Consider the following 15812-nt stretch of genomic DNA (forward strand, 5'->3'; position numbering starts at 1 on the left):
GGATGTGCCCAAACGGAAGCAAAAAAGCAAGATTATCCTTTGGTCAGGTATAAATGTTTCGTCTTTCGGGGTGACTGGTTTTTAAAGGTCCCTTTTTTTCAACAAAGCATAGGATAAATAGATGAAAATGGCTGTCCAAATAAAGACAATCAGGAATTCGTACCAATACACATGATAATCGAACTTCATGTCCTCACCAATTTGTTGCCCGATGTTCTGTACGGCAGAAAGTCTGGTAAATGGCTCTTTGATCAGGTTGGACATGGACTGTAACGGAAAAAAGTCCTTTACCGTTCGTGCAGCATCCCAACTCATGACTTTCCATCCCAAGAGCCCAAACACCACCTGTTCCAAAATGGTCCAAAGGATGAGGAACCCCAAGGCAAAAGCGGAGCGTTTCACCAATATTCCCAAAAAGAGACAGAAGGAGAAGAACCCGACCAACTTAAAGAAGAAAGCGGGTAAAAATTCCAAATCGGAAAAAATGATGGATAGCTCATTGTAGTCCGAATAGGCAAGCCCCAAAATCATGGAAACTACAAATACGAACACGGTCGATATCAAAGCAAAGGATACCACGGTGAGGACTTTTGAAAGGATGAACTCTTTCTTGGAGAGGCCATCTATGAGATTCTGTTTGATGGTTTTGTTGCTGTACTCGTTGGACATCATGGAAACAATGACAATGGCCAAAAACAGCTTGAAAAGGGCTGTCACAAAAGTGTTGAAGTGCCAGATATAGGGGAAGTTGAAGATTCCTTGGTCTGCCAAATGGAACTGGACCGGTCCTATATCAAACTTGATGGCCGCGATGAGTGCGATCGAGGTCAGGAGTACAAAATAGGCAATGATCAGTACCTTGCTCGCCCTGTTGTTCCAAAGTTTGATGAATTCTATGTGTAGGAGACGTAACATTCGTTTTTTGATTAGTTGTTCTTGGTCAAGGTTAAAAATTGTTCTTCCAGGCTCTCTTTGCGTTTCACCAGATGGGAGAGCACAATGCCTTTTTCAAAAAGCATCTTGTTGAGTGTCACGGCATCCATTTCTTCCTTGAGGTAAGCGGTCAGTGTCCCGTTGAAGTTCTCGATCTTCCCAAAACTGGCATTTTTCTCCAATAGGGATTTCAACTGCTCCATATCTTGGCAGCGCAGCTCAAAAAAACCATGGCTGGCCAACATACTGTCCACTGGACCGGAGTACAGGTTTTCCCCTTTTCGGAGAATGACCACGTGCGAACATACCTTTTCCACCTCGTCCAGCAAGTGGGAGGCCAACAAAATGGTCGTTCCCTGGCCTGCAATGGTCTTGATGATTTCCCGTATCTGGTGGATCCCTTGGGGGTCCAGGCCGTTTGTGGGCTCGTCAAGAATCAATATTTCCGGGTCGTTGAGCAGGGCAGAGGCAATGGCCAAACGCTGTTTCATACCCAGGGAGTAGGTTTTGAACTTGCTGTTCCTGCGGTCCCAAAGTCCGACCAGTTCCAATTTCTCCTGAATTTTGGTCTCTGGCACTTCCTTGATCTTACAGACCAGTTTCAGGTTTTGTATGGCGGTCATGTAAGGGTAGAAGTTGGGCCTTTCGATGATGGCCCCTACCTTTTTCAAGGCCTCATGGGTCGAGGTGTTGCCATCGAACCAACTGAAATCGCCCGAGGTCCGGTTCACTACGTTGAGGATGATGCCCAAAGTGGTGGATTTTCCACTTCCGTTGGGACCTAGAATGCCATACACGTTGCCCTTTTCAATGGTAAAGGACAGGTCTTTGACAGCTGTGAGGTACCCAAATTTTTTTGTGAGATGGTTTACGGTCAGTATTGTTTCCAAGACGGAATCGTTTTTTGAATTGTTTATAGTAACTTGACGAGGTTTAATGGAATTTGTTACAATAAAACAAAATTTTTGACCATATAGGACAAATAAGGGAAGTTTAGATGTCGGATGTCGGATGTCGGAAGTGTCACGTTGAGCGTAGTCGAAACGTCGGGAGTGGTTCCAAGTTTTTGGTTTCAGGTTTTCGGCTCCATGCTTTTGAACTTGAAACACGAATCACTGAGTTATCATCCGGAGTTGCCACCCTGAGCGTTGGTTGCTGAGCGTAGTCGAAGCAAGTCGAAATGAAGACGGGCAATAACCGAATAACCCAATAACCAGGTCAGAAGTTTGAATGGGATCAGTTCCCATTGTCCTATGTCCAATAGCTAGAACCATAAAGAAATATGTCCGAGGAGAAATTGATGTCGAAGAAAAAACCGGCCTATCCGGTCAATAAGAAACTGGATAGTTATCTGTTCAGGTACAACCGAAAAATAGAGATCCCTATTTTCTATGAGGACCTATTGCGTTTTTCCGGTTCGGTGGTCGTGTACGATTCCGATGGGGAGGATACCCTTTGGGTACGGGTCTATTATTCGGATTTTGACCGAAAGGAAATCGACATCAGCCTCAAAAAGGTCTATTCCATTTTGCATTCGGATGGTAGTGACCGCATCCAGGAATATTTGAATGTGGATGCCGTTGATTTCTGCACCTTTGGAAATTCCAAGCCGTTCCGTATCAAGGTGAGGAACATTCTCAATGACAACTACACCTATTTTTATGTGAAGAAGACCGATGCTTCACGGATTTATGGATTGGAACTGGAACACATGCTTTCGCCCTACAACCTTAACTTTTTGGTGTACAAGGACACTTTGATCGAGGAGCACATTGCAGGCATTCCGGGCGATGTGTTCATCAAGGACATGCTGCCCAAATGTTCGGAGTCCGAAAAGGCCCAATTGGCCAAGGAGTTTGTGAAGTTCAACGAACGCTGCATGATACGCCTGCTGGGCGATATGCGGTCCTACAATTATGTGATTGTTCCCGTGCACGATTTTGACCATGTGGTGTATAAGATCAGGGCCATCGATTTTGACCAACAATGTTTCGAAGGGAAACTGAAGGTATATCGGCCCCAGTTTTTTAAGGAAAACTATAAAATGGTGGAGCTGGTGCGCGACAAATTGCAGAAAAACTCTGTGGATCAGTACAAAATAGAAGAGCGGTCCATCGTGGCCAAGCGGATTCTCAGTTCGGGCAATCGCATCAAACGCTTGATAGGTGCCGTAAAACCAGATACCATATCATTGCCGGAAAACATCGATCGCCTAAAGCTCGAAATCTATGACCTCACCAGGGACATCGATTTCAAAAAGAGCACTACTATGGGCGAGGTACTGTCCCTTGCCCTCGATTTTGTAAGGCGCAATTATGAGGATGTCAGCATGAAGCAGATCATCGAGAAGAAGTTCTAGCTCTTCTGCTCCTTGTTGAAATAGACCAGATAGTAGTACATCTGTCGCTCCTCGTCCCAGCCCTTTTCCACAAATTTTTCAGCGGATTCAGGGTTGATGAAATCCAGTTTTATCTGGATATTGGTGTCGAGGTTGATGACATTCTTTATCTTTTTTCGGGCATCGGAGACGGCCTTGTTGGCAATGTCAAAATTGGAGACGTCCTCAATGCTGTATTTAGGCCCTTTTTCCACTTTGTAGTGCTTGAACTCAGGAATCAGTTCCGGGTTTTCCATCACTTCGTTCAAAAAAGCGGTTTCTTCAAAGGCATCGTTTTTGGCAAAGTGGTTCACCGCCCGGTTCATGAAAAGAACCTCCTGTTGTTTGTCCTCCGCAGGAAGGACCACATCCTTGGCGAAGTTCTGGCAGAATTTAAGGTAGTTTTTGGTGTAGAAATTCTCATCGGTCAGCGGTTCCAGTCCCAAAAAGTTCTCCAGCCAGTATTTGGCATCGTAGCGGTTGCTGTCCACGGATAGGACTTTGTACCCTTCTTCCTTGTCCACATTGAAAACGATACAGCCCTTGTCCAATTTATTGATGTTGATACCCTGTTTGATAAGGATTTCCAAGTTTTGCTCCTTTTCCTGAAACTGGAGAAAATCGTGTTTCAACTCACTTTTGAAAATGCCCACGGCATCCGTTTTTTTGTTGTCGATGACCATGTCCGAAAAGTGGACGACATATACCTCCCCACTTTTGATGTGTGGGTGGTTGGATTGGTCAAAAAGGTGCTGGGTTATTTTTTTGGAAACTTGGTGTCCGTTCGATGGGTTTTCAAACAGTTCCGTAACGGATTTGAACACCTCATTGAACTCCAGGTCCACATCATGGGCAAACCTAAAATAGTTCTCTTCCTTTTCCCTAAATGGCCTAAAGAAATACTCCTTCAGCAAACCGGACATCTCATCGTTGAGAGAGAAAGGCTCGGCGGACATAAAAGCAGCTTCGTTTTTGCTCTTGTTGCCCACGCGGTGGAGCGAGATGCTTTCAATCTGGGCGGGATATAGGTTTAGCATATTTTTGGTTAAGGGTTAAGGGTTAAGGGTTAAGGGTTAAGGGTTAAGGGTTAAGGTTTAAGGGTTAAGGTTTAAGGGTTGGGTATGTCAATTCCAGTTTTCGTCAAAATCCATGTCGTCATAGCTGTCGAGGAAATCATCGTCCTCGCCAAAGCTGTCCTCCAAATCACCTTCCTCTGCTTCAAATTTTTTCTCCGGAGGGGAGTCAGGCAGTTCCCCAAAACTGAACAAAAGATTGGGATAAACTCTTCCGTCTTCATTTTCTACGACATCGGCCAGCTCCACAAAAAAGGTCCACATGCTGAAGAAATCATACACGTAGATCATTTTTGGGGTTTGCTCGGAGAGCACATCTTCCAGCGTGGTCTCGTTCATCAATCGAACATCAGAACCGTTATCGCTCATGTCGAAGAGGGCGATTTCCTCATCTTGGTTCCACTCCTCATCGCAGGTGTAGAACGAGGCCATTTCACTTCCACCAAATCCAAAGGCTTGGGTTATGGCATTGTGGAATTCTTCCAGTGTGTCGTTTTCGTCAATTTCGATATCTCGAAAGATATCTTCCTCAGCATCAAGTATTATCCTGATTTTATAAATCATCAAAAAAAATTATAGAATGTACAAAGTTACAATAAATACCCCTTATTTGGTGAACCGATGCAAGGTAAAGGTCATGGCGGCCAAAAGGAAAAACGCCCCTATTTGGTGCGCAATGCCCAGCCACAGGGGAACGGCATAGATCAATGTCAACACGCCCAGCACAAATTGCAGGAATACCAATCCCAAAAGGGTTTTGAGGCCGTTTTCCTGTATCACTGTCCGTTCCACTTTACGGGTGCTGAACCATATCCAAAGGATAAAGCCCACGACAATATAGGCCAGATAGCGGTGCACAAACTGCACCCCGCTCTTTCCTTCATAAAAGTTTTTGATGACGGGCTGGTGCTCTATATACACGGTTTCGTGCATCAATTTTCCCTCGCTCATCATGGGCCAGTGGTTGTGGATGAAACCGGCATCCAGACCGGCCACAAAGGCACCCCAGATGATTTGCAGTAGGAGAACGGCAAGTCCGGCCCTGACAAGGTTCCTGATTTTTGTATTGACCTCTTTTTTGTTGGGGTATATCAAATCCAAAGCGACCCAAAGGCTATAGGCAAAGGTGACAAAGGCCGTGGTCAAATGGGCGGCGAGCCGGAAATGGGACACATCTGGGCGGTCCACTAGGCCACTTTTGACCATATACCAGCCCAAAAAACCCTGGAAACCTCCCAAAAAGAGCAGGACAAGGCATTTTTTGATGGTGGGCCTGTCCAATTTTTTGGTGACCAAAAAATACAGGAAGGGCAGGATAAAAACGATTCCAATGAATCGCCCAATAAATCGGTGCAACCACTCCCAAAAATAAATGTCCTTAAAATCCTCCAAATCAAAATGGGAGTTAAGTTTTTGATATTCAGGATATTGCTTGTAAAGTTCAAAAGCTTCTTCCCAAGCCTGCTCGTTCATCGGAGGCAAGGTCCCATGGATCAATTTGTAATCGGAAATGGAAAGTCCGGAATGGGTGAGCCGGGTAATGCCACCGACGAGGACCATTACAAAAATGAGGGCACAGCCCGTCAATAGCCAATAGATTACAGCTTTGTTCTTTTTCATTCCGTATGGACTTTTAAGTTCATTGCTTTGCCCTTTTCCAGCATAAATTGGTAAGCGGCTTCATATTCGTTGGGAATTTCCCCTTCCAGAATGGCCTCTTTTATGGCATCCTTTATGATGCCGATTTCCTTGGATGGACTCAGGTTGAAAGTGGCCATGATCTCTTCACCGGAAACGGGCGGCTGAAAGTTGCGTACATGGTCCCTTTCCTCGACCTCCACTATTTTTTGACGTACAATCTGGAAATTGTTCTTGTACTTTTTCTGTTTTTTGGGGTTTTTGGTGGTGATGTCCGCCTCGCAAAGGGTCATCAGGTCATCCACATGGTCCCCGGCATCAAAGACCAAACGGCGGACCGCGGAATCGGTGACATGGTCCTCGGCCAGGATGATGGGGCGCGAGCTCATCAACACCATTTGTTGCACAAATTTCATTTTCTCGTTCAAGGGCATCTTCAGCCGCTTGAAGAGTTTGTACACCATCTTTGATCCCACAAATTCATGTCCGTGGAAGGTCCAACCGATTTTTTTGTGGAACTTTTTGGTAGGGGCCTTGCCAATATCGTGGAGCAGGGCGGCCCAGCGCAACCAAAGGTTGTCCGTGGTTTTGGCAATGTTGTCCACCACTTCCAAAGTGTGCCAAAAATTGTCCTTATGGCGTTGTCCTTCGACTTCCTCAATACCCTGAAGGGCGATGAGTTCGGGTAGGATATAGGGTAAAAGCTCTGTTTGGAGCATCAACTTGAACCCAACGGATGGCTTGCGGGCCATCATTATTTTGTGCAGTTCGTCCACAATACGTTCTTTGGAAACGATTTTGATACGTTCCTTATTTTCCGTGATGGCCTGAAGAGACCGGAGCTCGATGGCAAATCCCAGTTGGGTGGCAAAACGGATGGCGCGCATCATGCGCAGTGGGTCATCGGAATAGGTAATGCCCGGCTCCAGTGGGGTCCTGATGGTTTTTTTGTCCAAGTCGGACAATCCATCAAAAGGATCCAACAGTCGTCCAAAGCTGTCCTTGTTCAGCGACAGGGCCATGGCGTTGATGGTAAAATCCCTTCGGTTTTGGTCATCTTCCAAGGTGCCGTCCTCCACAATGGGTTTTCGGCTGTCCCTTTGGTAACTTTCTTTGCGCGCGCCCACAAACTCAAGTTCCATGCCCTGATGTTTGATCATGGCCGTACCAAAATTCTTGAACACGGAGACCTCAGGTTTTCCCTTGAGTTTGGAAGCCACTTTTTGGGCGAGTTCAATCCCGCTCCCGATGGCCACAATGTCTATGTCCTTCGGGGTGTTTCGTTGTAAAAAATAATCGCGTACATAGCCGCCGATCACATAGGAGTCGATTCCAAGTTCATCGGCAGTTGAACCGATCAGCTCAAAAATGGGATGTTGTATGGCTTCTGTATGGAATTCCTTCGTCATGCTATTCCCGGATTACCTTCACCTGGCCGTCATTGCTCAATTTAATGATGGAGGAAGGGGAAGGGTTTTTGTTTTCGTCCGGCAAATTTACCACATAGTCCACTCCTTTTAAAATTTCCGGGGCTATATCCTTGAAACGATTTGGGGTGGGTTCCCCGGAGATGTTGGCCGAGGTGGAAACAATGGGTTTTCCAAATTTGTTGATGAGGTACTGGCAGAATTTGTCCGATGCGACCCGGATGGCCAATGTGTTGTCTTCGGCAACGAGATTTGGGGCCACACCCTTCGGTTCGTCAAAGACGATGGTGGTAGGTTTTGTGGCCAGGTCCATAATGTCGTAGGCCACTTCGGGCACCTGTTTCACATGGCGTTCCAGCATCGCTTGGTTGGCGACAAGGCAGATTAGGGCCTTGCTGTCCTCCCTTTTTTTGAGGGCATATACTTTTTTTACGGCTTCGGGGTCGGAGGCATCACAGCCAATGCCCCACACGGTATCGGTAGGGTAGAGGATAAGGCCTCCTTCTTTGAGCACTTTGATACAGTTGTTGATTTCTTCGGTCATGGATAAAAATTCTAATGGCTTTCCAAAAAGGTGATATATCTGTTTTTCTGTTCCACGAAATCCCACTTTTTGGAAACGTATTCTTTTTTATCAATATTCCCAGTGCTTATGCGTTCAAAAACTTCGGATAGTCCATCGGCACCTGTGTAAAAAAGGGAATGGGATCGCATATCTGGAATATGTTCAAGTCCGGTGGGGGAAATCAGGTTTATTTGGTACCCGAATGCCTGATTGTAGCACCCCATGATCTTGTATTTGGCGTAATTGTCCCCAACGGAATCCAAGGGAATCAATATATAGTCCGATTTTTGGATGTAATCGTGGAATGTGTCGTTAGCCAAAAAAGCGTCAAACGTGATAAAATTATCTTGAAGACCAAGGATTTTCATATGGTCCAAAAATTCTTGGCTTTTTGGGTCGTTGGCATTGGTGCTGCCCAATATCAGTATCTTTAAGTTTGATTTGGTCAGAGCCTTTCGAAGTGCTTCGACCACCAAAAAATAATCCCTTCGGCCAAAATCCAGTTTCCCGGGAATACTGATCCAGATCTCTCCTTCTGGTTTTGCTGGAGCAGAACTGTCATATGAAGGGAAGAAAATGGGGTAAAAAGCTTGCAATTGAAGGGAACTGTCCTCCAACTTGACGGAATCCAGCAAAAAATCATTCAGCACGAAGAATTTCTTGATGGCCTTGTTGATGAGTTTTTGAGAAAAGCTGTGGTTTACTTTTTTCAAGTTGTGGAGAATCCCGAAAAGTTTTGTTTTCCGTTTCAACATATGGCTCAGCAAGATGACTTCCAGTCGGGAACTTGCTGTGTTGAAGATGAGCGTTTCCACTTTTTTCTTTCCCAGGAACCTGCTCTGACCAAAAATAAAGGCAATGCGGTTGAACAGATTTTTTTGTGATGAACGTTGGTAAATGACCACTTCTTCCGCAAGATGGACATATTCGGAAGCCCTTTCATGGATTTGTTCGCTGATAATAAGGGTTACCGAATGTCCCGAATCCGTCAAAAACCTGATCTGTGAGTACAGGCATTCGTCATGATAGGAGTTGAACTCGACAAGGGCTACTTTTCCCATGAACAGGTTTTTTGAAAAGACAGTACTTTTTTGCAAAGTTATCTTTTAAATTACAGACTTTACTATTTTTGCCTGAATGAGCCACGAAGAACGCGAAGTACCGAAAATATCCGTAATAGTGAGCACCTACAATGCCGAGGAATGGCTAAAAAAGGTGCTTTGGGGATTCAATTGTCAGATTTTCAAGGACTTTGAAGTGGTGATTGCGGACGATGGCTCGGGGCCTAAGACCAAGGAACTCCTGGAGGAACTTTCCGAAAAGGTGTTCTACAACATTGTGCATGTGTGGCAGGAGGATGATGGGTTCCAAAAATCAAGGATATTGAACAAGGCCGTGGAGGCCTGCAATGCGGAATATATCATCATGACGGATGGGGACTGTATTCCCCGTGAGGATTTTGTGGAGGTGCATTACATCAACAAAGAGGCGGGGTATTTTATTTCGGGCGGGTACTATATGCTGCCGATGAACATTTCCAAAATGATCACTTTGGAGGATATTGAAAAGCAAAATTGCTTCAACATCCATTGGTTGATGGATAAGGGCATTCCAAAAACGTTCAAGAACAACAAGCTCACTGCGAGCGGTTTCATTTCAAAGTTGTTGAACACCTTCACTCCGACCAATGCCAGTTGGAACGGCCACAATTCATCGGGATGGAAAAAGGATATCCTCAATGTGAATGGTTTTGACGAGCGCATGCAATATGGCGGTCAGGATCGGGAATTGGGCGAACGCCTCTTCAATTTTGGGATAAAGTCAAAACAACTGCGCTACAGTGCGGTCTGTGTGCACCTAGATCACAAAAGGGGATATAAGACACCGGAGTCCATCGCCAAAAATCAAGCCATACGAAAGGAAACGAGGTCAAAAAAAGCAGTTTGGACGCATTACGGCATTACCAAATAATAGGCCAGCTCGTTCTTTTTTTCCAATCTTTTTAACTCTCTGAACCGTTCAAGAACGCCAAGGGCATTCAGGTAGCAAATGGTGATTCCCTTTTTGCCGTCCAAAAAGCCCAATCTGATCACGTAGTGGTTAAAGAACTTCCACAATGGTTTTACCGTCATCAAGAGGTAATTGAAATGTTTTTCCTTGTAAAAATCCTCTTTGGCCTTCAATTGACCGTACTTCAGCATCTTACCTTTGTAGTCCTCGTAGTTTTTATAGCAGTAGTGGGTCAGTCGTTGTTTGAGGATGCCAGAAGTTCCCTCTACCTCAAGGGTCTCGTGCACCAACTTTTTATCCGTGAACTGCACCTTGCTCTTTCGGAAAAGTCTATGGTTTTTATCGGTTTGCCAGCCACTGAAATGTAGAGGTTCATTTTGGAACATAAACTTGCGGTAAAACCAATAGGCCTCTTGGGCATTGGGTTTGTTTATGGTCTCCATGATTTCTTTTTGGAGCTTTTCGGTGACCACTTCGTCCGCATCCAGGAATAGGACCCAATCATGGGTCGCTTGCTTGAGGGTGAACGATTTTTGGGCGGTAAAATTTTCAAACGGATTTTGGATGACAGTCACTTTGGGGTGGTTCATCAAATATTCGTAGGTTCCATCCGTGCTATAGGAATCCACAACAAGAATCTCATCGGCAAAGGAAATAGAATCTATACATTTTTCAATGTAGCCCATTTCGTTGTAAGTAATGATGAGTGCTGACAATTTTTGCTTTGGGGTGCTCAATCCAGCCATATGATGGGTGCAGGGTTAATGGTTTACAAATCTAATAACAAAAAAAGAGGTGGAAAATTGTTTTCCCGTTTCTTTTTCTTACAACAACTGACTGCCTCAATACCCTACCATTGGCGTTCCAATTTGTGGGTTCTTGGCGATTCGGTTTCTTTCCTTTAGATAGGTTCCCATTGGGATGGTTGCGTAAGGATGTGGATTTTTTGTCCTATTGTGGATGTAGGAAAGTTCTCAAGACACCATTTTCCGTGTTTTGGCCAGTGCGGCACCAATCACTTGGTGCATGTCATAGTATCGGTATTCTGCCAATCGGCCCCCAAAAATTGTAGATGTTTCCTGCTCCGCCAATTTTTTGTACATATTGAACAGATCGGTATTCTTGGTATCGTTGATGGGATAGTAAGGTTCATTGTCCGAAGAGGCCTCCAACGGATACTCTTTGGTGATCACCGTGGTCTTTTGTTTGCCAAACTCAAAATGCTTGTGTTCAATGATCCTGGTGTAGGGGATGGAGGCTTCCGTATAATTTACCACGGCATTGCCTTGATAATTGTCCTGATCAAGGGTGGTGTGTTCAAAATGAAGGCTACGGTATTCCAGTTTTCCATGGCGATAATCAAAATATTCATCGATTTTTCCGGTGAACACCACTTGTTTGGCCAAGCTCTCCAATTTTTTTCGATCCTTGAAAAAATCAATATTTGTTCGGCATTCAATGCCCTCCAGAAGACCTTCGGTCAATTTGTTGTAGCCGCCTATGGGGATACCTTGGTAATCATCGTTGAAATAATTGTTGTCGTACGTGAATCGTAAGGGCAACCTCTTGATGATAAATGCCGGCAGTTCCGATGCCTTTCTGCCCCACTGTTTTTCGGTATAGCCCTTGATCAACTTTTCATAGATGTCTTTGCCCACTAGCGAAAGTGCCTGTTCTTCCAAATTGGACGGTATCTTGTCCTTGTATTCCTTGGTCTGTTCCGTTATGATGGCCTTGGCCTCATCTGGAGTGGAAACACCCCACAATTGGCGAAACGTGTTCATGTTGAACGGGAGATTGTAGAGTTCACCCTCAAAGTTGGCCAACGGGGAGTTGGTATATCTGTTGAAGGGGACAAAACTGTTCACGTAGTCCCAAATAAACTTGTCGTTGGTGTGGAAAATATGGGCTCCATATTTGTGCACGTTGATGCCATCCACATCCTCACAATAGGTGTTGCCGCCAAGATGTTCCCTTTTGTCGATCACCAAACATTTTTTTCCCTTTTTGTGAGCTTCATGGGCAAAAACGGCACCATACAGTCCAGCACCTACAATCAGAAAATCATATTCGGGTTCACGCATGTTGTCCACAATCGTTGGTTTATAATTCAATGGCGATTGGCCGCAATTTATGGATTCGAGAAAAGAAAAAAGGATATTTTTGAAAAAAACGAACCAAAATGCAAAACCGAAAACTGTTCTATATCTCCAGAAATTACAAGTTTTCCAGAAATGCGGCATCCAAGCCCAAAATGGACTGCGAGGAAGTGCTGTCCAAATCGGGATTCAAGAACCTTGGGTTTCGGCAAAGCAACCATCCCAGTTCGGCCATTGGGGCGATCATCAGCTTTTTTGGCATCACTTGGGGATTGATCAGGTTGCCATTTTCATCGGTGCTCTGCATGCAATATCCACTCAGTAAATTTTTCGGTTACAAGGTGGCCGTGGCCAAACTGAAAGGGTGTAAGGTGATCTTGATCGTCCACGATGTAAAGACGCTCATGGGCAAGAACAGGGATGCAGGAAAGGAGATGAAGCGGTTCAACAAGGCCGATGTACTCATTCTGCACAATCAGGTGATGATGCAGTGGTTTGCAGAAAATGGATACAAAGGGAAAATGGTTCCCTTGTATCTCTTCGATTATCTGTTGGCCGAAGGGCAAGAACTGCCCGAACAATCTTTGGGCCAAGGGAATGAAATTGTTTTTGCAGGGGGGCTGGGCATGGAAAAAAGTGCCTTCCTCTACCAGTTGGATGAATTGCATCCGAACTTTACCCTCAAACTTTATGGAAACGGTTTTCAAAAGGAGAAAGTAAAGGAAGGTTCCGCATTGCACTACCAAGGGGTCTTTGCTCCCGATGAGGTCTTGGACCACTTGAAGGGAAACTTTGGCCTAGTATGGAACGGAAATGCCATCAGGGAATGTGATGGTGACTTTGGCAAGTACATCCAATACAACAATCCACACAAAACGTCCCTGTATTTATTGGCAGGTCTTCCCATCATCATTTGGGACAAAGCGGCCGTTGCCCAAGTGGTGGAACGAGAAAAAATAGGGTTTGCGATTGCCTCCTTGGAGGAATTGTCGGAAAAACTCGCCCAAATCGATGCGACCACTTACGACCAAATGGTCGTCAATGTGCATATCATGAGAAACAAGATTGCCAATGGCCACTTTTTACAGGAAGCCGTTACAAATGCCTTGGCGCAGTTGGGGTAACGGGTTTTATACCGCTACGTCGTGTTCTCTTAGGGCGTTGTTCAAAGATGTTTTCTTATCCGTACTTTCCTTGCGTTTCCCAATGATAAGGGCACAGGGAACTTGGTATTCACCTGCAGGGAATTTTTTGGTGTAGCTTCCGGGAATAACTACCGAACGAGCTGGCACCCTTCCTTTTAATTCGATGGGTTCATCACCGGTTACATCTATAATTTTGGTAGAAGCTGTCAACACTACATTGGCTCCCAAAACTGCTTCTTTTTCAACGCGAACGCCTTCCACAACGATACAACGTGATCCAATAAAGGCATTATCTTCAATGATTACAGGGGCGGCCTGCAAGGGTTCCAAAACTCCTCCAATACCAACACCACCACTCAAGTGAACGTTTTTGCCAATTTGGGCACAACTACCCACAGTGGCCCAGGTATCCACCATGGTTCCTTCATCCACATATGCCCCAATGTTCACATAACTCGGCATTAAAATGGTTCCTTTGGAAATATAGGCTCCATGTCTGGCTACTGCATGGGGAACTACACGCACCCCTTTTTCCTGATAACCTCTTTTAAGCGGAATTTTATCGTGATATTCAAAAATGCCAGCTTCAAGGACCTCCATTTTTTGGATGGGGAAGTAGAGTACCACTGCTTTTTTCACCCACTCGTTGATCTGCCATCCTTCTTCTGTAGGCTCTGCACAGCGCAATTGGCCCAAATCGATTAGGTCTATAACTTTACGAATGGCCGTTTGGGTCGTTTCCTCTTCCAACAAAGCTCTGTTGTCCCACGCTTTTTCTATGAGCGTCCTTAATTCTGTCATTTTCTTAAATTTTTCGCAAAGATACGCCCCTCCACAGAATATTGGCCCATATTTTAAGGCCATAACATTTTTAGGGTTATTTTTGCCAAAAAATTGTCTTGGCAAGAATTTTGGCTTTGGATTATGGTAAGGTGAGGACGGGAATTGCTGTCACGGACGAGCTCCAACTGATCGCTTCCGGGCTCACCACAGTGGAGTCCAAAGATCTGATCCCGTTTTTGGAAGATTATCTTCAAAGGGAACAAGTGGAACGGATCGTGGTGGGACTTCCCAAGCAGATGGACAATACACCATCTGAATCCGAAACCCTTATCAAGGAATTTTTAAAGAAAATGACGGCCAAGTTCCCTACCTATCCAGTGGAACGCCAAGATGAAAGGTTCACTTCCAAAATGGCGGTACAATCCATGCTGGACAGTGGAATGAAAAAGAAAAAGCGCCAAGACAAGGCCTTGGTCGATGAAATAAGTGCCACGCTCATATTGCAGGCCTACTTAAACCGATTTTGATTTATGATTTTACCCATTGTTGCATACGGTGATCCCGTTCTACGAAAAAAAGCTGGTGACATTGCCCCAGAATACCCGAAGTTGGAAGAGTTGATCTCCAATATGTGGGAGACCATGTACAATGCCCATGGTGTTGGATTGGCGGCTCCCCAAGTAGGACTTCCCATACGTTTGTTCGTAGTGGATACCACCCCTTTTTCCGACGATGAAGATTTGAGCCCGGAAGATCAGGAAAAGTTGAACGGTTTCAAAAAAGTGTTCATCAATGCCAAGATCACCGAGGAGACCGGAAAGGAATGGGATTTTAACGAAGGTTGTCTGAGCATACCCGATATCCGGGAAGATGTAAAGCGTAAACCCGAGATCACCATCAGCTATTTGGATGAAAACTTCAAGCCATATACCGAGACCTATGATGGTCTGTTGGCAAGGGTGATCCAGCATGAATATGACCACATTGAGGGCATTATGTTCACGGACAAGCTCTCAACCCTCAAAAAACGTCTTATTAAGGGCCGTTTGGAAAAGATTTCCAAAGGAAAGATTGATGTGGACTACAGGATGAGGTTCCCCAATATCAAAAAAGGACGTTAAAAAAATCACAGTTTCCGATAATACCATATTTTTGCCCGCATAAGTTGATTGGAGGACGTATTTTACCATTAATTTGGTAAGATGTCACATCGAGCGCAGTCGAGATGTTTTGTCAATCTTTCGACTGCGCTCAAGAAGACAAAACATATTTCCATTCATTAGTGGGATTTGATTATAAACAAGTATAAAAACTATAAATGGCACTTGACAAGATTTTATCTATTGGCGGAAAGCCCGGACTTTACAAATTAGTGACCCAAACCAGAAGCGGCTTTGTCGGCGAATCCCTATTGGACGGCAAGCGTGTTACCGTGGGATTGCGGAGCAATGTGAGCGTACTTTCCGAAATCGCCATTTATACCTTGGAAGAGGAAGTGCCACTTCGTGAAGTCTTTCAAAAGATAAAAGAAAAGGAAGACGGCAAAAAGACCGCCATCAACCACAAGGCCGACAAAATTGAGTTGGAGGAATATTTCTTCGAGATCCTCCCCAATTATGACGAGGATAGGGTATATACCAGCGATATCAAGAAGATCATCCAATGGTACAACATCTTGATCGATAACAAGATCACAGATTTTGTTGTGGCCGAAGACGCTGAAGAAGTCCCCGCTGAAACAGCTTCCAGCGAGGAAGAATAA

Annotated in this window: 17 protein-coding genes; 6 read left to right on the plus strand and 11 right to left on the minus strand. The window is 44.9% G+C overall.

What is annotated here, in order from left to right:
- Positions 1-81 precede the first annotated feature (81 nt).
- Positions 82-915, minus strand: coding sequence for an ABC transporter permease (locus tag DB398_RS05770; protein ID WP_108423450.1), 834 nt, complete (start codon positions 913-915; stop codon positions 82-84).
- Positions 916-926: 11 nt separating this feature from the next.
- A complete protein-coding gene (locus DB398_RS05775) occupies positions 927-1823 on the minus strand; it encodes an ABC transporter ATP-binding protein (RefSeq protein WP_108423451.1) in 897 nt (298 codons plus the stop codon).
- A 392-nt stretch (positions 1824-2215) separates the two neighbouring features.
- Between DB398_RS05775 and DB398_RS05780 the strand changes: the two genes are divergently transcribed.
- Positions 2216-3292, plus strand: coding sequence for a hypothetical protein (locus tag DB398_RS05780; RefSeq protein ID WP_108423452.1), 1077 nt, complete (start codon positions 2216-2218; stop codon positions 3290-3292).
- On the opposite strand, the gene DB398_RS05785 is transcribed toward DB398_RS05780, so the two are convergent.
- The 6 genes from DB398_RS05785 to DB398_RS05810 form a co-directional block, all read right to left on the minus strand.
- Positions 3289-4347: a nucleoid-associated protein gene (locus tag DB398_RS05785; protein WP_108423453.1), complete on the minus strand. Its 1059-nt coding sequence runs from the start codon at positions 4345-4347 to the stop codon at positions 3289-3291. The two genes, DB398_RS05780 and DB398_RS05785, sit on opposite strands and share 4 nt — an antisense overlap.
- Before the next feature lie 87 nt (positions 4348-4434).
- Complete coding sequence (locus DB398_RS05790) at positions 4435-4947, minus strand: IS1096 element passenger TnpR family protein (RefSeq protein ID WP_108423454.1); 513 nt, start codon at positions 4945-4947, stop codon at positions 4435-4437.
- Between the two features lie 42 nt (positions 4948-4989).
- The gene (locus DB398_RS05795) at positions 4990-6003 is read right to left on the minus strand and encodes a COX15/CtaA family protein (protein WP_108423455.1); all 1014 of its coding nucleotides are present in this window, start codon (positions 6001-6003) and stop codon (positions 4990-4992) included.
- Entirely contained in the window at positions 6000-7430 is a 1431-nt protein-coding gene (locus tag DB398_RS05800; protein WP_108423456.1) for a CCA tRNA nucleotidyltransferase, read from the minus strand. The genes DB398_RS05795 and DB398_RS05800 overlap by 4 nt, the downstream gene beginning before the upstream one ends.
- Before the next feature lies 1 nt (position 7431).
- Positions 7432-7992: an L-threonylcarbamoyladenylate synthase gene (locus DB398_RS05805; RefSeq protein WP_108423457.1), complete on the minus strand. Its 561-nt coding sequence runs from the start codon at positions 7990-7992 to the stop codon at positions 7432-7434.
- 11 nt (positions 7993-8003) lie between these two features.
- Positions 8004-9074, minus strand: coding sequence for a hypothetical protein (locus DB398_RS05810; protein WP_108423458.1), 1071 nt, complete (start codon positions 9072-9074; stop codon positions 8004-8006).
- Between the two features lie 76 nt (positions 9075-9150).
- On the opposite strand from DB398_RS05810, the gene DB398_RS05815 reads away from it, so the two are divergent.
- Positions 9151-9984: a glycosyltransferase family 2 protein gene (locus tag DB398_RS05815; protein WP_108423459.1), complete on the plus strand. Its 834-nt coding sequence runs from the start codon at positions 9151-9153 to the stop codon at positions 9982-9984.
- On the opposite strand, the gene DB398_RS05820 is transcribed toward DB398_RS05815, so the two are convergent.
- Together DB398_RS05820 and glf are read right to left on the minus strand one after the other, a co-directional pair.
- Positions 9966-10769 (minus strand): glycosyltransferase family 2 protein, encoded by an 804-nt coding sequence (locus tag DB398_RS05820; protein WP_108423460.1) that lies wholly within the window; start codon positions 10767-10769, stop codon positions 9966-9968. The two genes, DB398_RS05815 and DB398_RS05820, sit on opposite strands and share 19 nt — an antisense overlap.
- Before the next feature lie 228 nt (positions 10770-10997).
- Complete coding sequence (gene glf, locus DB398_RS05825) at positions 10998-12107, minus strand: UDP-galactopyranose mutase (RefSeq protein WP_108423588.1); 1110 nt, start codon at positions 12105-12107, stop codon at positions 10998-11000.
- Positions 12108-12205: 98 nt separating this feature from the next.
- On the opposite strand from glf, the gene DB398_RS05830 reads away from it, so the two are divergent.
- Positions 12206-13246: a glycosyltransferase gene (locus DB398_RS05830; protein ID WP_108423461.1), complete on the plus strand. Its 1041-nt coding sequence runs from the start codon at positions 12206-12208 to the stop codon at positions 13244-13246.
- Positions 13247-13252: 6 nt separating this feature from the next.
- Here the strand turns inward: DB398_RS05830 and DB398_RS05835 are convergent, their stop codons facing one another.
- Positions 13253-14068 carry a 2,3,4,5-tetrahydropyridine-2,6-dicarboxylate N-succinyltransferase gene (locus DB398_RS05835; RefSeq protein WP_108423462.1) on the minus strand — a complete coding sequence of 272 codons (816 nt, stop codon included), beginning with the start codon at positions 14066-14068 and terminating at the stop codon, positions 13253-13255.
- Positions 14069-14166: 98 nt separating this feature from the next.
- Between DB398_RS05835 and ruvX the strand changes: the two genes are divergently transcribed.
- From ruvX to DB398_RS05850, 3 genes are all read left to right on the plus strand, one after another.
- Positions 14167-14577, plus strand: coding sequence for a Holliday junction resolvase RuvX (ruvX, locus tag DB398_RS05840; protein WP_108423463.1), 411 nt, complete (start codon positions 14167-14169; stop codon positions 14575-14577).
- A 3-nt stretch (positions 14578-14580) separates the two neighbouring features.
- Positions 14581-15171: a peptide deformylase gene (gene def / locus DB398_RS05845; RefSeq protein ID WP_108423464.1), complete on the plus strand. Its 591-nt coding sequence runs from the start codon at positions 14581-14583 to the stop codon at positions 15169-15171.
- A 197-nt stretch (positions 15172-15368) separates the two neighbouring features.
- A complete protein-coding gene (locus DB398_RS05850; protein WP_108423465.1) occupies positions 15369-15812 on the plus strand; it encodes a DUF5606 family protein in 444 nt (147 codons plus the stop codon).

It is taken from the genome of Flagellimonas amoyensis (assembly GCF_003058265.1).
Classification (GTDB): Bacteria; Bacteroidota; Bacteroidia; order Flavobacteriales; family Flavobacteriaceae; genus Flagellimonas; species Flagellimonas amoyensis.